This is a genomic window from Streptomyces sp. NPDC086835 (genome assembly GCF_044745705.1).
In the GTDB taxonomy this organism is placed as follows: Bacteria; Actinomycetota; Actinomycetes; order Streptomycetales; family Streptomycetaceae; genus Streptomyces.
Map to the genome: position 1 here is coordinate 131,534 of NZ_JBIVAU010000011.1, position 24,305 is coordinate 155,838.

19 protein-coding genes are annotated in these 24,305 nt (G+C 69.7%); 8 read left to right on the forward strand and 11 right to left on the reverse strand.

The window, feature by feature from the left end; all coding sequences use genetic code 11:
- Window positions 1-75 precede the first annotated feature (75 nt).
- Entirely contained in the window at window positions 76-1,122 is a 1,047-nt protein-coding gene (locus ACIPJI_RS30165; RefSeq protein WP_356621164.1) for a LacI family DNA-binding transcriptional regulator, read from the forward strand.
- A gap of 194 nt (window positions 1,123-1,316) precedes the next feature.
- Here the strand turns inward: ACIPJI_RS30165 and prcA are convergent, their stop codons facing one another.
- The 5 genes from prcA to arc all read right to left on the reverse strand — a co-directional run bounded on the left by prcA (window position 1,317) and on the right by arc (window position 7,027).
- Window positions 1,317-2,114 carry a proteasome subunit alpha gene (prcA, locus tag ACIPJI_RS30170; RefSeq protein WP_356621163.1) on the reverse strand — a complete coding sequence of 266 codons (798 nt, stop codon included), beginning with the start codon at window positions 2,112-2,114 and terminating at the stop codon, window positions 1,317-1,319.
- Between the two features lie 44 nt (window positions 2,115-2,158).
- On the reverse strand, window positions 2,159-3,004 hold the full coding sequence (gene prcB, locus ACIPJI_RS30175) for a proteasome subunit beta (protein WP_189475232.1): 846 nt from the start codon (window positions 3,002-3,004) through the stop codon (window positions 2,159-2,161).
- A gap of 146 nt (window positions 3,005-3,150) precedes the next feature.
- Complete coding sequence (locus tag ACIPJI_RS30180) at window positions 3,151-3,369, reverse strand: ubiquitin-like protein Pup (RefSeq protein ID WP_037777052.1); 219 nt, start codon at window positions 3,367-3,369, stop codon at window positions 3,151-3,153.
- Window positions 3,370-3,489: 120 nt separating this feature from the next.
- Entirely contained in the window at window positions 3,490-5,001 is a 1,512-nt protein-coding gene (dop, locus tag ACIPJI_RS30185; protein WP_356621162.1) for a depupylase/deamidase Dop, read from the reverse strand.
- Window positions 5,002-5,260: 259 nt separating this feature from the next.
- Window positions 5,261-7,027, reverse strand: coding sequence for a proteasome ATPase (arc, locus tag ACIPJI_RS30190; protein ID WP_307705513.1), 1,767 nt, complete (start codon window positions 7,025-7,027; stop codon window positions 5,261-5,263).
- 264 nt (window positions 7,028-7,291) lie between these two features.
- Here arc and ACIPJI_RS30195 point away from each other — a divergent pair, with 264 nt between their 5' ends.
- Window positions 7,292-7,603, forward strand: coding sequence for a ferredoxin (locus tag ACIPJI_RS30195; RefSeq protein ID WP_307705514.1), 312 nt, complete (start codon window positions 7,292-7,294; stop codon window positions 7,601-7,603).
- A 15-nt stretch (window positions 7,604-7,618) separates the two neighbouring features.
- On the opposite strand, the gene ACIPJI_RS30200 is transcribed toward ACIPJI_RS30195, so the two are convergent.
- The 3 genes from ACIPJI_RS30200 to ACIPJI_RS30210 all read right to left on the reverse strand — a co-directional run bounded on the left by ACIPJI_RS30200 (window position 7,619) and on the right by ACIPJI_RS30210 (window position 10,546).
- Window positions 7,619-8,200 carry a hypothetical protein gene (locus tag ACIPJI_RS30200; RefSeq protein WP_402249931.1) on the reverse strand — a complete coding sequence of 194 codons (582 nt, stop codon included), beginning with the start codon at window positions 8,198-8,200 and terminating at the stop codon, window positions 7,619-7,621.
- A gap of 201 nt (window positions 8,201-8,401) precedes the next feature.
- Window positions 8,402-9,289 (reverse strand): tRNA (adenine-N1)-methyltransferase, encoded by an 888-nt coding sequence (locus ACIPJI_RS30205; protein WP_005319518.1) that lies wholly within the window; start codon window positions 9,287-9,289, stop codon window positions 8,402-8,404.
- A gap of 18 nt (window positions 9,290-9,307) precedes the next feature.
- Window positions 9,308-10,546, reverse strand: coding sequence for a site-2 protease family protein (locus ACIPJI_RS30210; RefSeq protein ID WP_307705516.1), 1,239 nt, complete (start codon window positions 10,544-10,546; stop codon window positions 9,308-9,310).
- Between the two features lie 242 nt (window positions 10,547-10,788).
- Between ACIPJI_RS30210 and ACIPJI_RS30215 the strand changes: the two genes are divergently transcribed.
- Window positions 10,789-11,739: a RecB family exonuclease gene (locus ACIPJI_RS30215; protein ID WP_402250112.1), complete on the forward strand. Its 951-nt coding sequence runs from the start codon at window positions 10,789-10,791 to the stop codon at window positions 11,737-11,739.
- Window positions 11,740-11,752: 13 nt separating this feature from the next.
- Window positions 11,753-12,424 (forward strand): response regulator transcription factor, encoded by a 672-nt coding sequence (locus tag ACIPJI_RS30220; protein WP_177151020.1) that lies wholly within the window; start codon window positions 11,753-11,755, stop codon window positions 12,422-12,424.
- Between the two features lie 104 nt (window positions 12,425-12,528).
- Here ACIPJI_RS30220 and ACIPJI_RS30225 read toward each other — a convergent pair whose 3' ends face one another.
- The 3 genes from ACIPJI_RS30225 to metH all read right to left on the reverse strand — a co-directional run bounded on the left by ACIPJI_RS30225 (window position 12,529) and on the right by metH (window position 18,954).
- On the reverse strand, window positions 12,529-14,127 hold the full coding sequence (locus ACIPJI_RS30225; protein ID WP_356625346.1) for an ABC transporter substrate-binding protein: 1,599 nt from the start codon (window positions 14,125-14,127) through the stop codon (window positions 12,529-12,531).
- 506 nt (window positions 14,128-14,633) lie between these two features.
- Window positions 14,634-15,335 carry an HAD family hydrolase gene (locus ACIPJI_RS30230; protein WP_402249934.1) on the reverse strand — a complete coding sequence of 234 codons (702 nt, stop codon included), beginning with the start codon at window positions 15,333-15,335 and terminating at the stop codon, window positions 14,634-14,636.
- Window positions 15,336-15,444: 109 nt separating this feature from the next.
- On the reverse strand, window positions 15,445-18,954 hold the full coding sequence (gene metH, locus ACIPJI_RS30235) for a methionine synthase (protein ID WP_402249935.1): 3,510 nt from the start codon (window positions 18,952-18,954) through the stop codon (window positions 15,445-15,447).
- 241 nt (window positions 18,955-19,195) lie between these two features.
- On the opposite strand from metH, the gene ACIPJI_RS30240 reads away from it, so the two are divergent.
- The 4 genes from ACIPJI_RS30240 (at window position 19,196) to ACIPJI_RS30255 (ending at window position 24,200) form a co-directional block, all read left to right on the forward strand.
- Complete coding sequence (locus ACIPJI_RS30240) at window positions 19,196-19,960, forward strand: IclR family transcriptional regulator (RefSeq protein ID WP_356625343.1); 765 nt, start codon at window positions 19,196-19,198, stop codon at window positions 19,958-19,960.
- A gap of 231 nt (window positions 19,961-20,191) precedes the next feature.
- Entirely contained in the window at window positions 20,192-20,983 is a 792-nt protein-coding gene (locus tag ACIPJI_RS30245) for an MIP/aquaporin family protein (RefSeq protein WP_402249938.1), read from the forward strand.
- Between the two features lie 52 nt (window positions 20,984-21,035).
- Window positions 21,036-22,562: a glycerol kinase GlpK gene (gene glpK / locus ACIPJI_RS30250; protein WP_356625341.1), complete on the forward strand. Its 1,527-nt coding sequence runs from the start codon at window positions 21,036-21,038 to the stop codon at window positions 22,560-22,562.
- Window positions 22,563-22,574: 12 nt separating this feature from the next.
- The gene (locus tag ACIPJI_RS30255; protein ID WP_402249940.1) at window positions 22,575-24,200 is read left to right on the forward strand and encodes an FAD-dependent oxidoreductase; all 1,626 of its coding nucleotides are present in this window, start codon (window positions 22,575-22,577) and stop codon (window positions 24,198-24,200) included.
- Window positions 24,201-24,305 lie beyond the last annotated feature (105 nt).

The window sequence follows — 24,305 nt, forward strand, 5'->3', positions numbered from 1 at the left end:
ACAGTCCGCGGGTCCACAGCGCCGCCGCCCCGGACGTCGCGACATCTCCGACGGGCGGCCGAGGACGGCGAACAGATGGCACACCGGTCCCAGCAGGACCGTCCCTGGGCCGGAGCGGACTCCGCCCGCCCCACCAGCAGGGATGTCGCCCGCGTCGCCGGGGTCTCTCAGGCCACCGTCTCGCTCGTGCTCGGCGACAAGTGGCGCGGCCGCGTCTCCGAGCGGACCGCGGGGCTGGTCCGCGAGGCCGCCCAGGAGCTCGGCTACCGGCCGAATCTCGCCGCCCGCAACCTCCGCCTCGGCCGTACCAGGACCGCGCTCCTCGTCGTCCCCGCGCTGACCAACGAGTTCTTCGCCCGCGTCTACACGGGCGCCGCGGCCGTCGCCGCCCGCCACGGGTTCGGTGTCGTGCTCTACCCGTCCCCCGAGGGTGTCGGGCCCGCCAAGGACCCGTTCGCGTCCGCCCGCGCGGCCCTCGACGGCGTCATCGCCTCCTCGATGGCCGCGCAGGCGCTCACGGCGATCCGCGGGACCGACCTGCCGCTGGTCATGCTCGACAGCGACCCCGCCGACACCGGCGCCGCCGCCCACGTCAACCTCGACATCGCCGACGGCATGCGGCAGGTGATCGACCACGTGACCGCTCTCGGCCACCGGCGGATCGTCCACCTCGCCTCGGCGGTCGCCTCCTGGACCTTCGACGTACGCGCCCGTGCGCTCCACGAGGCGGCCGGCCGGGTCACCGGCACACAGGTGCGCACCGTCCCGGCGCCGCTCGACGTCCACAGCGCCGCAGAAGCCGCCGTACGGGCCCTCACGGCCCCTGGCCCACGCCCCACGGCCGTCGTGTGCGACGACGACATCCTGGCCGCGGGCGCCTGCAAGGCGGCCCGCCGGCTCGGCCTGCGGGTGCCCGAGGACGTCAGCGTCACCGGCTTCGACGACCTCGCCCTGGCGACCGCCGTGGAGCCCGAGCTCACCACCGTCCGCCTGCCCGCCGAGCAGGTGGGCGAGCGGGGCATGGACGCGCTGCTCGCGGTCCTCGACGGCCGGCGCCCCGAGGGGCGCAGCCTCCCCGTCGAGCTCGTCGTACGGGGCTCCTCCGCTCCCCCGCCGGCCTGAGGCTCACCCCGGTGCCCCCGAGGGGCGTAAACGCGCGCCTGGGCCTACGCCGGGGCCGACGGGCACGGAACCGGTCCGGGCAGGACGGTGCCGGCACGACGCCCCGCGCACCGCGTCGCCGGCAGACCCCTCGCCCCGGACATGACTGCGCCCCGGACCACACGGGCGGTCCGGGGCGAGCCGTCGTCGGCGGGTTACTCCCCGGCCCCGGCCGTCCCGCCGGTCGTCCCCCCGGTCGTCCCTTCGTCCGTCTCCTCGTCGGAGGGCGCGTCCGTCGGGGTGGAAGCGGCGCCGTCGGCCTCCAGCAGCCGCGCCAGCTGCCTGCCCACGATCCGCTTGAACTTCCGCTGCTGCGGGCGCGTACGGTCCAGGACCGCGACCTCGAGGCGGTCCGCAGGGATCTCCCGGTCACTGCCGTTCGACTGGCTGGAAAGAGCCTGCACGGCCAGCTTCAGCGCCTCCGCGAGCGACATGCCGTCTCGGTGCCGCTGGTCCAGGAACGTACTGATCTGCTCCGCGTTGCCACCCACCGCGACCGAGCCGTGCTCGTCCACGATCGAACCGTCGTGCGGCAGCCGGTAGATCTGGTCGCCCTCGGGAGAGGCGCCCACCTCGGCGACCACCAGCTCCACCTCGTAGGGCTTCTCACCGGCGCTCGAGAAGATCGTGCCCAGGGTCTGGGCGTACACGTTCGCGAGGCCGCGGGCCGTCACGTCGTCACGGTCGTAGGTGTAGCCGCGCAGGTCCGCGTAGCGCACGCCGCCGATCCGCAGATTCTCGTACTCGTTGTACTTGCCGGCCGCGGCGAAACCGATGCGGTCGTAGATCTCGCTGAACTTGTGCAGGGCACGGGACGGGTTCTCGCCGACGAAGACGATGCCGTCGGCGTACTGCAGCACGACGAGGCTGCGGCCACGGGCGATGCCCTTGCGGGCGTACTCCGCCCGGTCGGCCATGGCCTGCTGAGGTGAGACATAGAACGGCGTCGACACCGGCTATCCGTCCCTTTCTGTCGAGAGCGGGTACATCGCGGCCGTCACAGGAGAGCGGCGCGGGGGCCGTCGGGCTGGGTGAGACGGCCCTCGAGGATCGAACGCGCGATCTCGGAGGTCTCGGCCTCGGTGAGCCGGCGGAAGCCTTCGTCCGTGATGACGGTGACGATCGGGTAGATGCGCCGGGCCACGTCCGGGCCGCCGGTCGCGGAATCGTCGTCCGCCGCGTCGTACAGCGCCTGGATCACCAGCGTGGTGGCCTGCTGCTCGGTCAGGTCCTCGCGGTAGAGCTTCTTCATCGCCCCGCGGGCGAAGATCGAGCCCGAACCGGTGGCCGCGAAACCGTGCTCCTCGGAGCGGCCGCCCGTCACGTCGTACGAGAAGATGCGGCCTTTCTCGCGGTCGATGTCGTAACCGGCGAACAGCGGGACGACGGCGAGGCCCTGCATGGCCATGCCGAGGTTGCTGCGGATCATCGTGGAGAGGCGGTTGGCCTTGCCCTCGAGGGAGAGCTGGGCGCCCTCGACCTTCTCGAAGTGCTCCAGCTCGAGCTGGAACAGCTTGACCATCTCCACCGCGAGACCGGCGGTGCCCGCGATGCCCACCGCCGAGTACTCGTCGGCGGGGAAGACCTTCTCGATGTCGCGCTGGGCGATCATGTTCCCCATCGTGGCCCGCCGGTCACCGGCGAGGACCACGCCGCCGGGGAACGTCGTGGCGACGATCGTCGTCCCGTGCGGCGCCTGGATGGCCCCCTGCACGGGCGGCAGCGTGCGCCTGCCGGGCAGCAGGTCGGGCGAGTGGTCGCCCAGGAAGTCCATGAACGACGACGAACCCGGCGTCAGGAAGGCTGCCGGCAGACGCCCGGTGCTACGAGGGTTGGCTTCCACGCGTGTCCTTCCGGATAGGCGGCGGCCCGCCGCATCCCGCGCGGGCCGATCTTTCGAACTGTGCACGGACATTACCCGTGCTGTCGCCAGTCATCCGCCCTGGTGCCCCCGGCTTTCACCAGCGGCACCAGGGCGGGCAACCAGGGCTACTCTCCGCCCTTTTGCACAAATGACCGCACGAAGTCCTCGGCGTTCTCCTCGAGGACATCGTCGATCTCGTCAAGAACCGAGTCGACGTCGTCCGAGAGCTTCTCCTGGCGCTCCTTGAGGTCTTCCGCAGCCTGCGCCTCCTGCGCCTGCTCCTCGACCTCCTCCGTGGAGCGCGTCGCCTTCTGCTGTCCGCCGCCGGTGTCCTTGGTCGCCATGCACCTCACCCCGCTCGGTTCGACGTTCTTGATCAGACCCTACTCGCGGGGTCCGACATCGGCCCCGCACTTCCTCCAACGTCCGGGACCCACCTTCATGATTCCCGGACGGAAGCCGTTTCAGCCCCCGCCGAGGACCCGGAGCAGGTCCTCCGCCTTGCGGCAGCGGTCCAGGAGCTCCTTCACGTGGTTGCGGGTGCCCCGCAGCGGCTCCAGCGTGGGGACCCGTTGCAGGGAGTCACGACCCGGGAGGTCGAAGATGACCGAGTCCCACGAGGCGGCCGCCACGTCGTCCGCGTACTGCTCGAGGCAGCGGCCGCGGAAGTAGGCCCTGGTGTCCTCAGGAGGCTGCGTGATGGCCCGTTCCACCGCGCTCTCGTCCAGCAGGCGCTTGATCCTGCCGCGGGACGCCAGACGGTTGTACAGGCCCTTCTCGGGCCGCACGTCCGCGTACTGCAGGTCCACCAGGTGCAGCCGGGCGGCGTCCCAGTCCAGGTCGTCCCGCCTGCGGTAGCCCTCCATGAGCTCGCGCTTCGCGATCCAGTCGAGCTCGCCGGCCAGACTCATCGGGTCGTTCTCGAGCCGGTTGAGGGTGTCCTCCCAGCGGGTCAGCACGTCCTTGGTCTGCTCGTCCGCGTCGGCGCCGTAGCGCTCCTCGACGTATTTCCGGGCGAGCTCGAAGTACTCCATCTGGAGTTGTACGGCGGTGAGTGTGCGGCCGCTGCGGAGCGTGACGAGCTGCTGGAGGCCCGGGTCGTGGGAGACCTGGTGGAGGGTGCGCACCGGCTGCTCGACCGCGAGGTCCACCGCGATGAAGCCGTCCTCGATCATCGACAGCACCAGGGCCGTGGTGCCCAGCTTGAGGTACGTCGAGATCTCCGAGAGATTCGCGTCGCCGATGATCACATGCAGGCGGCGGTACTTCTCCGCGTCGGAGTGGGGCTCGTCCCGGGTGTTGATGATGGGGCGCTTGAGAGTGGTCTCGAGCCCCACCTCGACCTCGAAATAGTCGGCGCGCTGGCTGATCTGGAACCCGTGCTCGTGGCCGTCCTGGCCGATTCCCACCCGGCCGGCGCCGGTGACGACCTGCCGGGAGACGAAGAACGGCGTCAGGTGGCGCACGATGTCCGAGAACGGGGTCTCCCGCTTCATCAGGTAGTTCTCGTGCGTGCCGTAGGACGCGCCCTTGTTGTCGGTGTTGTTCTTGTAGAGATGGATCGGCTGGGCGCCCGGGAGCTGCGCGGCCCGCGCGGCCGCCTCGGCCATGATCCGCTCCCCGGCCTTGTCCCACAGGACGGCGTCGAGCGGGTTGGTGATCTCGGGGGAGCTGTACTCGGGGTGGGCATGGTCCACGTAGAGCCTGGCGCCGTTGGTGAGGATCACATTGGCCAGGCCGATGTCCTCGTCGGTGAGCTGGCTGGAGTCGGCGGCCTCGCGGGCGAGGTCGAAGCCACGGGCGTCCCGCAGCGGATTCTCTTCCTCGAAGTCCCAGCGGGCGCGGCGCGCCCGGTGCATCGCCGCCGCGTACGCGTTGACGATCTGGGACGAGGTGAGCATGGCATTGGCGTTCGGGTGGCCGGGGACGGAGATCCCGTACTCCGTCTCGATGCCCATTACTCGCCGTACGGTCATGCGGCCCTCCTTGCCCGGCGTCGTTCCCCTCCGGGAACGGCGCTCAAGTACCGCGGGTGCTCCGGTGTGCGCGCGGTGCCCGTCCCCGCACTGCGTGACCCGACGGTACGGACGAGCCTAGAACGCCGCTGCGTGGGTGGGGAGATCAATTTCGTCATTGCTCCGGTGTGGTCCGACCTGTCCGGAAAGCAACCGGCTGCGGATGCCCGTCCCCCTGCCTTCGGCGGGGGACCGCCGGCATCCGCAGCCGGTGTGCCTTTTACAGGTACTGACCGGTGTTCGCCACCGTATCGATGGATCGACCGGTGTCCGCGCCCTGCTTTCCGGTGACGAGGGTGCGGATGAAGACGATCCGCTCGCCCTTCTTACCGGAGATTCGGGCCCAGTCGTCCGGGTTGGTGGTGTTGGGCAGGTCCTCGTTCTCCTTGAACTCGTCCACGCAAGCCTGGAGGAGATGGGAGACGCGAAGGCCCTTCTGGTTGTGGTCGAGGAAGGCCTTGATGGCCATCTTCTTGGCCCGGTCGACGATGTTCTGGATCATCGCGCCGGAATTGAAGTCCTTGAAGTAAAGGACTTCCTTGTCGCCGTTTGCGTACGTGACCTCGAGGAAGCGGTTCTCCTCGGACTCCGCGTACATCTGCTCCACGACCGACTGGATCATGGCGTGTGCCGCGGCTTCCTTCGATCCGTTGTGCTCGCCGAGGTCGTCGGCGTGCAGCGGGAGCGAGGGGGTCAGGTACTTGGCGAAGATGTCCTTGGCGGCCTCCGCGTCCGGACGCTCGATCTTGATCTTGACGTCGAGCCGGCCGGGCCTCAGGATCGCGGGGTCGATCATGTCCTCGCGGTTGGAGGCGCCGATAACGATCACGTTCTCCAGGCCCTCGACACCGTCGATCTCGGCCAGGAGCTGCGGGACGATGGTGTTCTCCACGTCCGAGCTGACGCCGGATCCACGGGTGCGGAAGAGGGACTCCATCTCGTCGAAGAAGACGATGACGGGAGTTCCCTCGCTCGCCTTCTCACGAGCACGCTGGAAGACCAGGCGGATGTGGCGCTCGGTCTCACCGACGTACTTGTTGAGGAGCTCGGGGCCCTTGATGTTGAGGAAGTAGCTCTTCCCCGCGGGCTGGCCGGTCACCTCGGCGACCTTCTTGGCAAGGGAGTTGGCGACGGCCTTGGCGATCAGCGTCTTGCCGCAGCCGGGCGGGCCGTAGAGCAGGATGCCCTTCGGCGGCCGCAGTTCGTGCTCCTTGAAGAGATCCGGGTGCAGGTACGGGAGCTCGACGGCGTCGCGGATCATCTCGATCTGGCCGCCGAGTCCGCCGATCTTGTCGTAGTCGACGTCGGGGACTTCCTCGAGGACGAGCTCCTCGACCTCGCTCTTGGGGATCACCTCGTAGACGTAACCGGAGCGGGGTTCGAGCAGAAGGGCGTCCCCGGGCCGGATGTTCATCTCGAGCAGCGGCTCCGCGAGCCGCACCACCCGCTCCTCGTCGGTGTGGCCGATCACCAGGGCGCGCTCGCCGTCCTCGAGGATCTCCTTGAGGGTGACGATGTCCCCGGCGCGCTCGAACTCCATGGCCTCGACCACATTGAGCGCTTCGTTGAGCATGACTTCCTGGCCGCGCCGGAGCTCCTCGAGCTCGACGCTGGGGCTGACGTTCACCCGGAGCTTGCGGCCCCCGGTGAAGATGTCGCACGTGCCGTCCTCGTTCGCCTGCAGGAAGACACCGAAGCCGGCCGGCGGCTGCGCGAGCCGGTCGACCTCCTCCTTGAGGGCCACGATCTGGTCGCGGGCCTCACGGAGTGTGTTGGCGAGCCGCTCGTTCTGAGCGGACACGCCGGCCAGGTTGGTCTGCAGCTCGACGATCCGCTCTTCGAGAATCCTCGTGTGTCGCGGAGAGTCGGCGAGCTTGCGGCGCAGGACGGCGATTTCCTGCTCGAGATAGGCAACCTGGCCGGCTGGGTCTTCAGACCCCCGCCCCGGCCGGATGCCGCGGTTGATGTCGTCGTCGTGGGCTGCCACGGTCCTCACCTCCTCCAAGGGGAGCTGGACGCTTCCTGACCCTACCTGTGTGGGTGGTGATTGAAACCCCTAGATCACAAAGACGGAAGGGGTGTGTCCGATCTTCACCCTTGCGCTCTTGCTCCTGCGAGGGGAATACCCAGGGGATACCCACCCAGCAACATCGGAAAGCGGGCGGTTGTATCGTCGAAGCGTTCAACACCCGTCAACGGCGGCACGACTTGCTTCACAGAGCCACGCCCGACGAAGGAAACGGCAGGAGATATGACCGTGCAGCACGAGGTTCCCACCGACGGCGCCGCCGAAGCGCTCGAGGTCTGGATCGACCAGGACCTCTGCACCGGGGACGGAATCTGCGCGCAGTACGCCCCTGAGGTCTTCGAGCTCGACATCGACGGTCTGGCGTATGTGAAGTCGGCCGACGACGAGCTGCTCCAGGCCCCGGGCGCCACAACACCGGTGCCGCTCCCGCTGCTGAACGACGTGGTGGACTCCGCGAAGGAGTGCCCGGGCGACTGCATCCACGTGCGACGGGTTTCGGACAACGTCGAGGTCTACGGTCCCGACGCGGAGTGACGGATCACATACGGGTCACGCGCCGAGTTCCTCGGCCTGGTCGCCGCGGACGAACTTGCCGCCCTGCCACTGCCACTTGACCCGCTCCTGCTCGTCGGGGCAGCAGCTGGGCACGGCGGCCGACGAATAGCCGAGCAGGGTCGCCGTGATCGTCCGGTCACGTACGGCGAGACCGCCCACGCTCTGCTTCCCCGCGGGCTCCACCAGGGTGGCGACCACCCGTGGCCCGCCGTCACGGCCGCCTGCCAGCACATAGAGCCCGCTGGGCGGCGTGCCGGAGCCGGCGTCGCAGCGCGCGGCCACCACCGTCTCGGGGCTGCCGTCGCCGTCGAGGTCGCCCGTCGCCTTCTTCGTGACCACGCTCGGAAGTCCGCCGCATTCGATGGGCAGCCGCACGGCGGCCGGATCCGGCGCGGGAGCCGGGGCCGCGGCCGTCGTGGTGCCGGGGCCGGCGCCGGGCTGGGAGGCCGTCGCGGCGTCGGGCTGGAGCAGCCCCGCGCCCGCCACCACCGCGGCCATCGCCGCCGCCGTGGCCAGCCAGTGCACGGGGCGGGCGTGGGTGTGCGCGAGGTCCGGGACGGCGACGGAGTTCTGCACGCGAGTGGTCTCCTGAGGGGGCTCTGCCGGTGGGGGTGGCCAGCATCGTGCCATACGTCACAGAGGACCGGAACAGCGGGGTCCGTAAGACTCGGGTAAAGGTGCCGGCGGCCAACATGAGGAAGCCGCCGTCGAGTTCGGTGCGGGGCACGGGAACTCGACGGCGGCGTGAGTGTGTTGCGGGCGGTCGGCGACGGCCGGTCAGCCCTTGTTGGGGCCCTCGTAGTCCTCGCCGTAGGCTCCCTTGGCGGGCCGGCGGCGGCGCATGGGGGGCTCGACGCCGTCGGCGAGACGGCGGGCGGTGACCAGGAAGCCGGTGTGGCCGATCATCCGGTGGTCGGGGCGCACGGCCAGGCCCTCGACGTGCCAGTTGCGGATCATCGACTCCCACGGCTGCGGCTCTGCGAAGCAGCCGATCTCGCGGATGGACTCGACGGTGCGCGCGAGCTGGGTGGTGGTGGCCACGTAGCAGCAGAGGATGCCGCCAGGGACCAGCGCCTTGGAGACGGCCTCGAGGCACTCCCAGGGGGCGAGCATGTCGAGGATGACCCGGTCGACGTCGGCGTCGGTCAGGTTGTCCTGGAGGTCGCCGACGGTGAGCTGCCAGGCGGGGTGCGGACCGCCGAAGTAGCGCTCCACGTTCGCCTGGGCGATCTCGGCGAAGTCCGCTCGGCGCTCGTAGGAGTGCAGCATGCCGTGGTCGCCGATGGCGCGCAGGAGGAAGCTGCTGAGCGAGCCCGAGCCGACCCCGGCCTCCACGACGCGGGCGCCGGGGAAGATGTCGGCGAAGGCCAGGATCTGCCCCGCGTCCTTGGGGTAGACCACGGCGGCGCCGCGGGGCATGGACAGGACGTAGTCGGGGAGCAGGGGGCGCAGCGCGAGGTAGGCGACGTTTCCCGTGGTTCGGACAACACTGCCCTCAGGAGCACCGATCAGCTCGTCGTGGGGGAAGGAACCCTTGTGGGTGTGGAAGTTCTTCCCGGCCTCGAGCGTGAACGTGTAGTGGCGTCCCTTGGGGTCGGTGAGCTGGACCTGGTCCCCGACCTTGAAGGGCCCGCGACGGCGGGCGGCACCGGTCGGTTCGGACATGTGACCAGTGTATGGGCTTCAGGAACCGGGCCGTGCCATGGCTGCGACGAAGGCCCGCTCGACGTCCGCGGCGGACAGCACGCCGTAGATCTCGCCGGACTCCTCGACCACGAGGTACTCGGTGGCGGGTGCGGCCCGCAGGGTGTCGAGGAGGGCCTCTCCGGCGAGCTCCGCGGGGACCTTCATACCCTCGGTGAGGTCCTGCGCCAGGCCGCCGACGGCGACCCAGGGCCTGCGGTGTTCTGGGACGCCGACGATGGCCGCCTCGCGGACCAGTGCGGTCGGGTCGCCGTGTCCGTCGACCACGACCAGGGCGCGGGCTCCGGCCTCGTTGGCGCGGCGCAGGGCCTCCGACAGCGGGGTGTCCGCCTCGACGGGGACGGCGCGGCGGGTCAGGGCGCGGGCGGCCAGCTCCGGCAGGTGCTCCCGCAGCCGGGCCATCCGCAGGCTGTTGCCGGCGCCGGTCCAGATGATGGCGGCCAGGATGGCGGCCAGCAGGGCGTCGGTGACGGTCTCCATCCCGCCGATTTCCTCGGTGGAGTTCCCAAGGGCGCCGGTGTGGGTGAGGAGCGGCAGGCCGATGAGGACGGCGACAGCGAGCGCCCGGCCGACCCAGGCGGCGGCGACGGTGCCGGCCATGGGCCGGCCGGTGATCTTCCACACCACGGCGCGCAGCATCCGGCCGCCGTCCAGGGGCAGGCCCGGCAGCAGGTTGAAGACCGCGACGATGAGGTTGGAGATCATCAGGCCGGCGAGGAGCACGCCGGGGACGGTGCCCGGCTCCACCGCGTACATGCCGAGGTAGAAGACCCCGGCCAGGGCGAGGGAGAGCAGCGGCCCGACGAAGGCGAGCCAGAACTCACGGCCCGGGGTCTCCGTCTCCTTCTCGATCTCGGAGACGCCGCCGAAGAACTGGAGCTGGATCCGGCGCACCGGCAACTTGAACCGGAGCGCGGCGACGGTGTGGGCCAGTTCGTGGACGAGGACCGAGGCGTAGAAGGCCACGGCGAAGAACAGCGAGACGAGGTAGCGTGCGCCGCCGAGCTCCGGCAGCACGCGGTCGAGCTGCCCGCCGAAGACCCAGGTGATCAGGGCGGCGACGACGAACCAGCTGGGGGCGACGTAGACGGGCACGCCGAAGGGGCGGCCCATGAGGAGGCCACCGCCCGGCTCGGCGGGGCGCCGCGGTCTGCCCTTGCCGGACGTCTTGTCCGGCCCGGACCGCTCGCGCTCACCGCTCGTGTCGTCCTCGTTCACGGGTTCCCTTCGTTGTGAATGGGGTCGTTGCGAATGGTCGTCGCTCGAAATCATGCAGTGCTCGGGGTCTGTGGTCGATGGTATGCCGCTCGCTGTCGGTGGCGGGCCGTAGGGTCTGCGTCATGAGTACGAGCCAGCAGCCCGCAGAGCCGGCCACCGACGGGTCCGCCACGCCGGTGGTCCCCCGGCCGGCCGTGGCCGTCCGGCCGGAAGTCGTCGATGAGCCGGCGCCCGCCGTCCCCATGGACGGCACGGCCGACGCCGCGTCCGGCGCGGCCGGGGGGCCCGGCGCGGCCACGGCACCCGCCGTCGGCGACGAGGGCACGGAGCAGCCCGCGCGGAGCGCGCCGCCCACGTCGCTGTCACCCTCGCGTGCGAGCGACTTCATGCAGTGCCCCCTGCTCTACCGGTTCCGGGTGATCGACAGGCTGCCGGAGAAGCCCAGCGAAGCGGCTACCCGGGGGACGCTGGTGCACGCCGTGCTGGAGCGGCTCTTCGACGATCCGGCGGCCGAGCGGACGGCGCCGCGCGCCAAGGCGATGGTTCCCGGCCAGTGGAACCGGCTCCTCGAGACGCGTCCGGAGCTCGGCGAGCTGTTCTCCGAGGACCCCGGCGGCGAGCGGCTGTCGCGCTGGCTCGGTGAGGCGGAGCAGCTGGTGGAGCGTTGGTTCACGCTGGAGGACCCGACAAGGCTCGAGCCCCGCGAGCGGGAGATGTTCGTGGAGACGGAGCTGGAGTCGGGGCTGCGGCTGCGCGGCGTGATCGACCGGGTGGACGTCGCGCCGACCGGCGAGGTGCGGATCGTCGACTACAAGACGGGGAAGGCCCCGCGTCCTGAGTACAGCGAAGGCGCGCTGTTCCAGATGAAGTTCTACGCGCTGGTGATCTGGCGGCTGAAGCAGGTGGTGCCGCGCCGGCTCCAGCTGGTGTATCTGGGCAGCGGCGACGTGCTGACGTACGACCCGGTCACGGCCGACCTCGAGCGGATGGAGCGCAAGCTGCTGGCGCTCTGGGAGGCGATCCGGGTGGCCACGGAGACGGGTGACTGGCGGCCGCGGCCGACGAAGCTGTGCGGCTGGTGCGACCACCGTTCGGTGTGTCCGGAATTCGGCGGCACTCCCCCGGTTTATCCGCTGAGCGTTTCCCCGCGCGCGTCGGCCGAGGATGGCCAGGGCAGAATGGGCCCGGTCTAAAGAAGGAGTACCCGTGGCTATCCGCGTCCTACTGGTCGACGACCAACCGCTGTTGCGCACCGGTTTCCGGATGATCCTCGAGGCCGAGCAGGACATCGCGGTGGTCGGTGAGGCCGGGGACGGCCTCCAGGCCCTCGACCAGGTGCGGGCGCTCCAGCCCGACGTGGTGCTGATGGACATCCGGATGCCCCGGATGGACGGTGTGGAGGCGACGCGTCAGATCACCGGTCCCGGCCGGGACGGTCCGGCGAAGGTGCTGGTGCTGACGACCTTCGACCTCGACGAGTACGTGGTGGAGGCGCTGCGCGCCGGTGCGAGCGGCTTCCTGCTGAAGGACGCGCCGGCCAATGAACTGGTGCAGGCGATCCGGGTGGTGGCCGCGGGCGAGGCCATGCTCGCACCGAGCATCACCCGCAGGCTGCTCGACAAGTACGCGGACCATCTGCCGTCCGGCGAGGAGCCGGTTCCGGACACCCTTCACACGCTGACCGACCGTGAGGTGGAGGTGCTGAAGCTGGTGGCCCGCGGACTGTCCAACGCGGAGATCGCGGCGGACCTCTTCGTCAGCGAGACGACCGTCAAGACGCACGTCGGCCACGTGCTGACGAAGCTGGGGCTGCGTGACCGCGTCCAGGCGGCGGTGTACGCGTACGAGAGCGGTCTGGTGCGCCCCGGCGCCCAGTAGAGACGGTCCCGTCCGGTCGGTGCCCGTCGGACCATGCCACAAAGGCCGGCGCCCGGCAGCTGCTTCGAGCAGCTGCCGGGCGCCGGCCTTTGTGCGGTCGCGGGTCAGCTCTCGCCGCGGGACAGCTCCCAGAGCTGGAGGTCGGAGCTGGAGTTCAGTGCCCACTCGACACCGATCACGTCGTCGCGCGCGGCGACGTACTGCTTGCCCTGCCACAGGGGCAGCACGGGGACGTCGTTCGCGACGATGTCCTGGATCTCCTTGAAGGCCGGGGACGCCGCGGTGCGGTCGACGTCGCGCCGCGACTGCGGGATGAGTTCACGGGCCTTCTCGCTCACGTAGGGCGAGTTGAGGAAGTTGCCCTCGCCGAGGAACGGCGCGGTGTAGTTGTCCGGGTCCGGGAAGTCAGGGAACCAGCCGAGCCCGTAGACGGCGTAGTCGCCCCGCTTCTGGGCGGGCCGGAACTTGGACCACTCGGTGCCCTCGATCTTGACCTCGAAGAGCCCGCTCGCGTTGAGCTGGTCGCGAAGGGCCTCGAACTCCTTGGCCGTTCCCTCGCCGTAGTGGTCGGTCGTGTAGTGCAGCGTGAGCTGGACCGGGGTGTCGATACCGGCGTCGTCCAGGAGCGCGGCGGCCTTCTTGCGGCTGGGCTCGCCGTACTTGTTGTAGAACGAGTTGGTGTGCGCCGAGATGCTCTTCGGGATGAGCGAGTAGAGCGGCTCAGCGGTGGCGCCGTACACCTCGCCGGCGATCTGGCCGCGGTCGACGAGCGACGCGACGGCCTGCCGGACGGCCTTGTTCTTCACGGCAGGGTCGCTGGTGTCGAAGGCGAGGTAGCGGATCTCCAGGCCGGGCATCTCGGTGAGCTCGATGCCCTCCTTCGGGTTCTCCAGCATCTCCTTGATCTGCTCCGGCGCCATGGTGCGCGTCATCAGGTCGATGTCGCCGGACTCGAGCGCCTTGCCCATGGACTCGGCGTCGGCGAAGGAACGCAGGACGACCTTGTCGTTCTTCAGCTTCAGGTCGCCCGTGTAGTTCGGGTTCTTGCTGAAGACGACCCTGGAGACCTTGTCCCCGTCGGTCTCCGTCTTCATCGTGTACGGGCCGGAGCCGTCGACCTCGAACCCCTCGCGGAGCTTCTTGCCGTCGTACTTCTCCTTGCTGACGATGCCGGCGGCCGGCGTCGAGAGCTTGTACGGGAAGGTGGCGTCCGGCGTGGCGAGATGGAAGATGATCTCGTCGTCGCCCTTGGTCTCGATGGTGTCGATGTTCGAGAGCAGGGCGGCCGTGCCGTTGTCGGCGTCGATGTCCAGGACCCGCTGGATGGAGAACTTGACGTCCTCGGCGGTGACCGGGGTGCCGTCGGCGAACTTGAGGCCGCTGCGCAGCTTGCAGCGGTAGCTTTCGCTCACGGTGTCGGTGAAGAGGCAGCTCTCCGCGGCGTCGGGCTCGGGCTCGCCGCCGCCGCGCGGGGCGTGCATCAGGGTCTGCAGCGTCTGCCGCAGCACGTTCCAGGCACCGGTGTCGTACGCGTAGGCGGGGTCCAGGGGTGCCGGGGCGTCCTCGCCGGCGACGAACTGGTCCGTGGTGCCCACGACTATGGCATCACCGCCGCCGGACCCGCCGTCCGTGCTGCCGCAGGCGACGAGCACGGGCGCGAGCAGGCCGACCACGGCCGGCAGCACCAAAGTCTTACGGTTCATCCTGGACGTTCTCCCTCACCGATCCGGCACTGTGATACAGCCATGTGTTCAAGACACTCCGCCGCCTCCGCCCGGTCGGGGCGGCGCGATCGGGCCGGGGATGCAGACGATCGGTCCTGTGTTTCCGACGGCAGGGTGGCCGACGGGACACCACGGTGATGCAGCGAAGCTCTCGCGACGAGATTAGTCGGCAACGCCAGGAAAGCGTGACCGGGCCCTAGTTGGGCCGTAATCGCTGAGTGATCATCAATGCCTGTGAGTGGATGGCCCTGCCACGGAATATTCGTAAACACCCGCATCAATCGGGACACATAGGCGGCCCGATCCCCCTCCCGAAGGGGTGTCAGACACGAATCCCCCCTGGTTACGCAACACTCACAGTGACGAAGGTCACGCGGTGCGACCCCATTTCGATCAAGCCGGAAATCCGTTCGACGGTCACGGAAAAGGCGGACGTCACTGCCGTGAGTTTCCGGCGGATTCGAAAAGCACGGACAGTGCCCGTATCACTGCTTTGCGCTGATGAGAGTGCGCAGGAAAACAACGTCCACTTCTTCGAGGGACCGAACGACGACCCGGCCGCCGGCCGGCTGGATCGGGGCCACGGACGGGACGGCGACCACTCGGCATCCTGCGGCCTCGGCGGACGCCACACCGGTCGCCGTGTCCTCCACGACGGCGCATCTCGCCGGGTCCGCGCCCAGGCCCTGGGCGGCGAGGAGATACGGGTCAGGGTGCGGCTTCGTGCGCGGCACCTCGTCCCCCGCGACCGAGAGCGCGAAGTGCTGGGGACCGAGGGAAGCGAGGATCCGGTCGATGATGCGCCGGTGCGAGGCGGACACGAGCGCCGTGGGCACGTTGTGCGCCGCCAGTTCGGCGAGCAGCCGGGCCGCGCCCGGCATCAGCGGGACGCCCCTGCTGATCCGCTCCTCGAACTTGTCGTTGAGCAGTACGGTCAGCTCCGCGAGGCTGATGTCGGCGCCGGTGGCCTCGATGAGATAGCCCGCGCTCCGGGTCATCGGTCCGCCGACCACCACGTCCCGCCAGGCCTCTTCCAGCCGGTGCCCGAGATCCGCGAAGACCTCCACCTCCGCGTCCCACCAGAAGCCCTCTGTGTCCACGAGGGTGCCGTCCATGTCGAGAAATACGGCCTGCAGTGCTGCCGCTTCCGCCGAACGGGTCAGCGACGCGGGGACCGTGCTGGTCATAGGCACACCTCCGTGAGGGACGAGAAGGCCGGCCACCTCTCCCCAGCGGCTTTCCCGCGGGGACAGGCGACCGGCCTGCACTGGACCGACCAGTGTACGACCCGAACGATCAGCGTGCGTTGAAATACTTCGCCTCGGGGTGGTGGATGACGATCGCGTCGGTGGACTGCTCCGGGTGGAGCTGGAACTCCTCCGACAGCTGGACGCCGATCCGCTCGGGCTCGAGCAGCTCCGCGATCTTGGCCCGGTCCTCGAGATCGGGGCACGCGCCGTAGCCGAGGGAGAACCGGGCGCCGCGGTACTTCAGGGCGAACATGTCCTCCACGTCGGCCGGGTCCTCGCCGCCGAAGCCCAGTTCGGCGCGCACCCGGGCGTGCCAGTACTCGGCCAGTGCCTCCGCGAGCTGGACGGACAGGCCATGGAGCTCGAGGTAGTCGCGGTAGGAGTTGGCCTCGAACAGCTTGGCGGTCTCCTCACCGATACGGGAGCCGACGGTGACGACCTGGAGGCCGACGACATCGGTTTCGCCGGACTCCTCGGGGCGGAAGAAGTCCGCCAGGCACAGCCGCCGGCCGCGGCGTTGCCGCGGGAAGGAGAAGCGCGTCCGCTCGGAGCCGTCGTCGCCGAGGATGATCAGGTCGTCGCCCTTGGAGACGCAGGGGAAGTAGCCGTGGACGACGGCCGCTTCGAGAAGGTTGTCGGTCTGCAGCCGGTCCAGCAGGCCGCGCAGCCGCGGCCGGCCCTCCGACTCCACCAGCTCCTCGTAGGAGGGGCCGTCCCCCGCCCGGGACTGCTTGAGTCCCCACTGGCCCTTGAACAGGGCCCCCTCGTCGAGCCAGGAGGCGTAGTCCTTGAGCGGAATGCCCTTGACGACCCGGGTGCCCCAGAACGGCGGGGTCGGGACCGGGTTGTCGTCTGCGACGTCGGAGCGGACGGCGCCTTCCTCCGGACGGTCCTCGACGACTGCCGTCGTGGCCTTGACGCGGCGCTGCTTGAGCTCGGGCAGGACCGCGCCGGGGACGCCGCGCTTGATGCCGATGAGGGCGTCCATCAGGCGCAGGCCCTCGAACGCGTCACGGGCGTAGCGGACTTCACCCTCGTAGATCTCGTGGAGGTCCTGTTCGACGTAGGCGCGGGTGAGGGCGGCGCCGCCGAGGATGACCGGGTAGTCCGCGGCCATGCCCCGCTGGTTGAGCTCCTGGAGGTTCTCCTTCATGATCACCGTTGACTTGACCAGCAGGCCGGACATGCCGATCACGTCGGCCTTGTGTTCCTTGGCCGCGTCGAGGATCGCGGAGACGGGCTGCTTGATGCCCAGGTTGACCACGTTGTAGCCGTTGTTGGACAGGATGATGTCCACGAGGTTCTTGCCGATGTCGTGGACGTCGCCGCGGACGGTGGCCAGCACGATCGTGCCCTTGCCCTCGGCGTCGGACTTCTCCATGTGCGGCTCGAGGTGCGCCACCGCGTTCTTCATCACCTCGGCGGACTGGAGCACGAACGGCAGCTGCATCTGCCCGGACCCGAACAGCTCGCCGACGACCTTCATGCCGTCCAGCAGTGTGTCGTTGACGATGTCCAGCGCCGGACGGTCCTTGAGCGCCTCGTCGAGGTCGGCCTCAAGGCCGTTCTTCTCACCGTCGATGATCCGCCGCTTCAGGCGCTCCTCCAGCGGCAGGGCGGCCAGCTCCTCCGCCTTGCCCGCTTTCAGCGACTTCGTGGTCGCGCCCTCGAACAGCGCCATCAGCTTCTGCAGCGGGTCGTACCCCTCGCTGCGCCGGTCGTAGATGAGGTCGAGGGCCGTGGTGACCTGCTCCTCGTCGAACCGGGCGATGGGCAGGATCTTGGAGGCGTGCACGATCGCCGAGTCCAGGCCGGCCTTGACGCACTCGTCGAGGAAGACCGAGTTGAGCAGAATACGGGCGGCCGGGTTGAGACCGAAGGAGATGTTCGACAGACCCAGCGTGGTCTGCACGTCCGGGTGACGCCTCTTCAGCTCCCGGATCGCTTCGATGGTGTTGAGGCCGTCCTTGCGGGACTCCTCCTGCCCGGTACAGATGGTGAAGGTGAGCGTGTCGATGAGGATGTCCGACTCGTGGATGCCCCAGTTGCCGGTCAGGTCCGCGATCAGCCGCTCGGCGACAGCGACCTTGTGCTCCACCGAGCGGGCCTGGCCCTCCTCGTCGATCGTCAGGGCGATCAGCGCGGCGCCGTGCTCCTTGGCGAGCGCGGTGACCTTCGCGAAGCGCGACTCCGGTCCGTCGCCGTCCTCGTAGTTCACCGAGTTGATGACCGCACGGCCGCCCAGCTTCTCCAGGCCCGCCTCGATGACGTCGACCTCGGTCGAGTCCAGCACGATCGGGAGGGTGGAGGCGGTCGCGAAGCGTCCGGCCAGCTCCTCCATGTCCGCGACGCCGTCGCGGCCCACGTAGTCGACGCACAGGTCCAGCATGTGGGCGCCCTCACGGATCTGGTCACGCGCCATCTCGACACAGTCGTCCCAGCGGCCCTCGAGCATCGCCTCACGGAACTTCTTCGACCCGTTCGCGTTCGTCCGCTCACCGATCGCCATATAAGCGGTGTCCTGACGGAACGGCACCGTCTGGTACAGGGAGGCGGCGCCCGGCTCCGGACGCGGGTCACGCGGCGTCAGTTCCGCGCCCCGCACCCGCTTCACCAGCTGACGCAGGTGCTCGGGCGTCGTACCGCAGCAGCCGCCCACCAGGGACAGGCCGTAGTCGGCGACGAACTGCTCCTGGGCCGAGGCCAGGCCCTCGGGGCCGAGCGGGAAGTGCGCCCCGTCCTTGGTGAGCACCGGAAGGCCGGCGTTCGGCATGCAGAGCAGCGGGATACGGGAGTGGCGGGTGAGATAGCGGAGGTGCTCGCTCATCTCTTCCGGGCCGGTGGAGCAGTTCAGTCCGATCATGTCGACGCCGAGCGGCTCCAGCGCGGTCAGCGCGGCGCCGATCTCGGAGCCCAGCAGCATCGTGCCGGTCGTCTCGAAGGCGAGCGAACACAGGAGCGGCAGGTCGGCACCGGTCGCCTCCATGGCGCGGCGGGCCCCGAGGATCGCGGCCTTGGTCTGGAGCAGGTCCTGGGTCGTCTCGACGATGAGCGCGTCCGCGCCGCCCGCGATCAGGCCTTCGGCGTTCTGCTGGAATCCGTCCCTGAGCACGGTGTAGGGGGCGTGCCCGAGGGTCGGGAGCTTGGTGCCGGGGCCGATCGAGCCGAGCACCCACCGCTGCTGCCCGGTCGACGCGGTGAACTCGTCCGCCACCTCGCGGGCGATCCGCGCACCGGACTCCGAGAGCTCGTACACCCGCTCGGGGATGTCGTACTCCCCCATGGCGGAGTGGTTGGCCCCGAAGGTGTTCGTCTCCACGCAGTCGACGCCGACCTCGAAGTACGCCTCGTGGACGGAGCGCACGATGTCGGGGCGGGTGACGTTGAGGACCTCGTTGCAGCCCTCGAGGTTCTCGAAGTCCTCGAGCGTCGGATCCTGGGCCTGGAGCATCGTGCCCATGGCGCCGTCGGCCACCACCACCCGGGTGGCGAGCGCTTCGCGCAGAGCGTGGACACGGGTCCGGCTGTCGGCGGAGGGGGTCGGCAACGAGGCCATGGATGTGCTCCCTGGGATGCGACGGCTGTCGGCTTTGCGCCTACCGGCGGGAAGGCGCACCCAGCCAGAGTAGCCGGGCGGGCCCCGACGGGGCGGAGGTGTCCCACGGGCCGGACTACGGCATGTCTCCGGACTTTTTCGCAAGGCCTCCACCGCGAGATACTCGGTCCGCCGTGACCAAGGTCGGCATCGACCGATAGTGTTCAGCATTGTCGAACCGTGTTGGAGAAGGGCCGATCCGATGGCGAAAAACATCCAGTCGCTGGAGCGGGCTGCGGCGATGCTGCGACTGCTCGCGGGCGGAGAACGCCGGCTGGGCCTGTCGGACATCGCGTCGTCGCTCGATCTGGCCAAGGGTACGGCCCATGGCATCCTGCGGACCCTGCAGGCGGAGGGATTCGTCGAGCAGGACGCCGCGTCCGGCCGCTATCAGCTGGGCGCCGAGCTGCTGCGGCTCGGCAACAGTTATCTGGACGTGCACGAGCTGCGCGCCCGCGCCCTGGTCTGGACGGACGATCTGGCGCGCTCCAGCGGCGAGAGCGTCCACCTCGGCGTGCTGCACCAGCACGGTGTGCTGATCGTGCACCACGTCTTCCGGCCCGACGACAGCCGGCAGGTGCTCGAGGTGGGGGCCATGCAGCCGCTGCACTCCACCGCCCTGGGCAAGGTCCTGTCCGCCTTCGACCCGGTGGCCCACACGGAGGCGCTGGAGGTCGACCGCAAGGCGTTCACGCCCCGGACCGTGACCGACATCCAGGAGTTCGAGTCGCTGCTGGACCACACCCGGGCACGCGGCTGGGCCGCCGACGTGGAGGAGACCTGGGAGGGCGTGGCCGCCGTGGCCGCGCCCATCCATGACCGGCGCCGGATGCCCGTAGGGGCGATCGCCATCACGGGCGCCGTCGAGCGGGTCTGCAACGGCGGAGAGCTGCGTTCCGAGCTCGTCGCGGCAGTGCGGGACTGCGCCCGCGCGGTCTCCAGGGACCTCGGCGCCGGGCGCTTCTGACCATTCGGGCGCATCATCGGGTAACGATCCGGTTTTCGGCCACACAACCCTTGACGTCATGTTTACCGGGGGGCAAAACTGCCGTTCACCGGTCGGCATTGTCGAACAGCTAACGGCAATACGCGCTAGAGTGTGACAACGCCAGGCCGGAAACGCCCTCACTGAGGGCGCGGACCACCGGAGGGACCCGGGGTTCGCCTTCCCCCTGGACGAAGGACAAAGGAGTCGCGGGTGTCCAACTCCGACATCTTCATCGGCGAGATCATCGGTACCGCCGTACTCATCCTGCTCGGTGGCGGCGTCGTCGCCGCCGTAGTGCTCAAGCGCTCGAAGGCTCAGAACGCCGGCTGGCTGGCCATCACCTTCGGGTGGGGCTTCGCGGTCCTGACCGCGGTGTACATGACCGGCGCGCTCTCCGGTGCGCACCTCAACCCGGCCGTCACGCTCGGCATCGCGATCAAGGACAACGACTGGGGCACCGTCCCCGTCTACGTCGGGGGCCAGCTCCTCGGCGCCATGATCGGCGCCGCCCTGGTCTGGGTCGCCTACTACGGTCAGTTCCACGCGCACCTCACCGACCCCGAGATCGTGGGCGACCCCGCCGACAAGGCGATCGAGGGTCCGCACGGCGGGGGCGCCGCCAAGGCCGGCCCGGTCCTCGGCGTCTTCTCCACCGGCCCCGAGATCCGCAACGTCTGGCAGAACCTCGCCACCGAGATCATCGGCACGATCGTGCTGGTCCTGGCGGTGCTCACGCAGGGTCTCAACGACAGCGGCAAGGGCCTCGGCCCGATCGGCGGACTCATGGTCGCCCTCGTCGTCGTCGGCATCGGCCTCTCGCTCGGCGGCCCCACCGGCTACGCCATCAACCCGGCCCGCGACCTGGGTCCGCGCATCGTGCACGCGCTGCTCCCGCTGCCGAACAAGGGCGGCTCCGACTGGAGCTACGCCTGGATCCCCGTCGCCGGTCCGCTGATCGGTGCGGCAGTCGCAGCGGGTATCTACAACATCGCGTTCGCCTGAGCCGTATCAGCAGCACGAGCCGTATCCACCGATACCTGAGCAGGAGCAGACCGTGACCGACGCACACACCACCGGCCCGTTCATCGCGGCCATCGACCAGGGCACCACCTCCAGCCGCTGCATCGTCTTCGACAAGGACGGCCGGATCGTCTCCGTCGACCAGAAGGAGCACGAGCAGATCTTCCCGAAGCCGGGCTGGGTGGAGCACGACGCCGCCGAGATCTGGACCAACGTCCAGGAAGTCGTCGCCGGAGCCATCGAGAAGGCCGGCATCACCTCCGCCGACGTCAAGGCCATCGGCATCACCAACCAGCGCGAGACGACGCTGCTGTGGGACAAGAACACGGGCGAGCCCGTCCACAACGCCATCGTCTGGCAGGACACCCGCACCGACGCCCTCTGCAAGGAGCTCGGCCGCAACGTCGGACAGGACCGCTTCCGCCGCGAGACGGGCCTGCCGCTGGCCTCCTACTTCGCCGGCCCGAAGGCCCGCTGGCTGCTGGACAACGTCGAGGGCCTGCGCGAGCGCGCCGAACGCGGCGAGATCCTCTTCGGCACGATGGACTCCTGGGTCATCTGGAACCTGACCGGCGGAGTCGACGGCGGCGTCCACGTCACCGACGTCACCAATGCCTCCCGCACCATGCTGATGAACCTGCACACCATGGAGTGGGACGACAAGATCCTTCAGTCCATGGAGGTCCCGGCGGCGATCCTGCCGGAGATCCGGTCCTCCGCCGAGGTCTACGGCCTCGCCAAGGGCGGCGCGCTCGACGGCATCCCCGTGGCCTCCGCGCTCGGCGACCAGCAGGCGGCCCTGTTCGGCCAGACCTGCTACTCGAAGGGTGAGGCCAAGTCCACGTACGGCACCGGCACCTTCATGCTGATGAACACCGGTGACGAGCCCGTCAACTCCTACAACGGCCTGCTGACCACCGTCGGCTACCGCATCGGTGACCAGAAGGCGGTGTACGCCCTCGAGGGCTCGATCGCCGTCACCGGTTCGCTGGTGCAGTGGATGCGCGACCAGATGGGTCTGATCAACTCCGCCGCCGAGATCGAGACCCTCGCCTCCTCCGTGGAGGACAACGGCGGCGCCTACTTCGTGCCGGCCTTCTCCGGCCTGTTCGCCCCGTACTGGCGCTCCGACGCCCGCGGTGTGATCGCCGGCCTGACCCGGTACGTCACCAAGGCGCACATCGCGCGCGCCGTTCTCGAGGCCACCGCCTGGCAGACCCGTGAGATCACCGACGCCATGACGAAGGACTCCGGCGTCGAGCTGACCGCACTCAAGGTCGACGGCGGCATGACCTCCAACAACCTGCTGATGCAGACCCTCTCGGACTTCCTGGACGCCCCCGTGGTGCGCCCCATGGTCGCCGAGACGACCTGCCTCGGCGCCGCCTACGCCGCCGGCCTGGCCGTCGGCTTCTGGCCGGACACCGACGCGCTGCGTGCCAACTGGCGCAGGGCCGCCGAGTGGACCCCCCGCATGGACGCTGACAAGCGTGACCGCGAGTACAAGAGCTGGCTCAAGGCCGTGGAGCGGACCATGGGCTGGCTCGACGAGGAAAACTGACGAGGAGCAAGAATGACCACCCTGCAGAGCGTCCCCTCCCCCGGGACGCACCCGGCCTCCGGCTCGGCTGTGTCTTCCCTCAAAGCAGCGGGCCGCGCCGAGACTCGGGAGCAGCTTTCCAAGGCGACGTACGACCTCCTGGTGATCGGCGGCGGCATCCTGGGCATCTCCACCGCCTGGCACGCCGCGCAGTCCGGGCTGCGGGTGGCCCTGGTGGACGCCGGCGACTTCGCCGGCGCCACCTCCTCCGCCTCCTCCAAGCTGCTGCACGGCGGCCTGCGCTACCTGCAGACCGGTGCGGTGAAGCTGGTCGCGGAGAACCACTTCGAGCGGCGCGCGGTCTCCCGTCAGGTGGCCCCCCACCTGGCCAACCCGCTCACGTTCTACCTGCCCGTCTACAAGGGCGGCCCGCACGGCGCGGCGAAGCTCGGCGCGGGCGTCTTCGCCTACTCCGCGCTCTCCGCGTTCGGTGACGGCGTCGGCCACGTCATATCGGCGGCGAAGGCACAGCGGGACGTGCCGGAGCTGCGTACGGAGAACCTGAAGGCCGTCGCCGTCTACGGCGACGACCAGATGAACGACTCCCGTATGGCGCTCATGACGGTCCGCGCGGCCGCCGAGTCGGGCGCCACCGTCCTCAACCACGCCGAGGTCACCGGACTGCGTTTCACCCGGGGCCGGGTCACCGGCGCGGAACTGAAGGACCGCACCGACGGCACCGAGTTCGGCGTCACCGCGCGGCTGGTGCTGAACGCCACCGGGCCGTGGGTCGACCACCTGCGCCGGATGGAGGACCCGGAAGCGGCCCCCTCCATCCGCCTCTCCAAGGGCGCGCACCTGGTGCTGAAGCGCACCTCCCCGTGGCGGGCCGCGCTCGCCACCCCGATCGACAAGTACCGCATCACGTTCGCCCTCCCCTGGGAGGACATGCTGCTGCTCGGCACCACCGACGAGGAGTACGAGGGCGACCCGGCCGACGTCGCCGTCAACGACAAGGACGTCACACAGATCCTGGACGAGGCCGCGTTCTCGATCCGCGACCAGCAGCTCTCGCGCGACCTGATCACCTACTCCTTCGCCGGCCTGCGGGTGCTGCCGGGCGGCCCCGGCGACACCTCGAAGGCCAAGCGGGAGACGGTCGTCACCGAGGGGCGCGGCGGGATGCTGTCGGTGGCCGGCGGCAAGTGGACGACGTTCCGCCACATCGGCCGCACGGTGATGAACAAGCTGGCGACCCTGCCGGGCCGCCCGCTCGCCGAGGACATGGAGCCGCTCGCGCACCTGCCGAAGAAGCTGCCGCTGCCCGGCATCGCCAACCCCAACGCGGTCGCCCACCGGCTCCTGGTCGACGGCGGGACGCCCGGCCCGCGGATGGCGGCCGACACCGCCCGGCACCTCGCCACCCACTACGGGTCGCTGGCGTTCGACATCGCCCGCCTGGCGAACGAGGACCCGGCGCTGGCCGAGCGCATCCACCCGGACGCGCCGGAGATCTGGGCACAGGTCGTGTACGCGCGCGACCACGAGTGGGCCGAGACGGCGGACGACGTGCTGCGCCGCCGTACCACACTGACGATCCGCGGCCTGGCGACGGACGACGTCCGCGGCAGGGTCGAGGACGTGCTGCGCGCCCGGTGACCTGACCGGACGGGCGGACGGCACGACGAGGGCGACTCCGGGGGAGTCGCCCTCGTTGTACGCTCAGACCTCCGATGTCTGGTGAGTGATGTGGACGATGGGGGC

What these genes read in the sequence shown, in the direction of transcription:
- ACIPJI_RS30165 (WP_356621164.1), top strand. Translation starts at nt 76, where the DNA reads ATGGCACACCGGTCCCAGCAGGACCGTCCCTGGGCCGGAGCGGACTCC.
- ACIPJI_RS30180 (WP_037777052.1), bottom strand. Translation starts at nt 3,369, where the DNA reads ATGGCGACCAAGGACACCGGCGGCGGACAGCAGAAGGCGACGCGCTCC.
- dop (WP_356621162.1), bottom strand. Translation starts at nt 5,001, where the DNA reads ATGACCGTACGGCGAGTAATGGGCATCGAGACGGAGTACGGGATCTCC.
- ACIPJI_RS30195 (WP_307705514.1), top strand. Translation starts at nt 7,292, where the DNA reads ATGACCGTGCAGCACGAGGTTCCCACCGACGGCGCCGCCGAAGCGCTC.
- ACIPJI_RS30205 (WP_005319518.1), bottom strand. Translation starts at nt 9,289, where the DNA reads ATGTCCGAACCGACCGGTGCCGCCCGCCGTCGCGGGCCCTTCAAGGTC.
- ACIPJI_RS30215 (WP_402250112.1), top strand. Translation starts at nt 10,789, where the DNA reads ATGGACGGCACGGCCGACGCCGCGTCCGGCGCGGCCGGGGGGCCCGGC.
- ACIPJI_RS30225 (WP_356625346.1), bottom strand. Translation starts at nt 14,127, where the DNA reads ATGAACCGTAAGACTTTGGTGCTGCCGGCCGTGGTCGGCCTGCTCGCG.
- ACIPJI_RS30230 (WP_402249934.1), bottom strand. Translation starts at nt 15,335, where the DNA reads ATGACCAGCACGGTCCCCGCGTCGCTGACCCGTTCGGCGGAAGCGGCA.
- metH (WP_402249935.1), bottom strand. Translation starts at nt 18,954, where the DNA reads ATGGCCTCGTTGCCGACCCCCTCCGCCGACAGCCGGACCCGTGTCCAC.
- ACIPJI_RS30240 (WP_356625343.1), top strand. Translation starts at nt 19,196, where the DNA reads ATGGCGAAAAACATCCAGTCGCTGGAGCGGGCTGCGGCGATGCTGCGA.
- ACIPJI_RS30255 (WP_402249940.1), top strand. Translation starts at nt 22,575, where the DNA reads ATGACCACCCTGCAGAGCGTCCCCTCCCCCGGGACGCACCCGGCCTCC.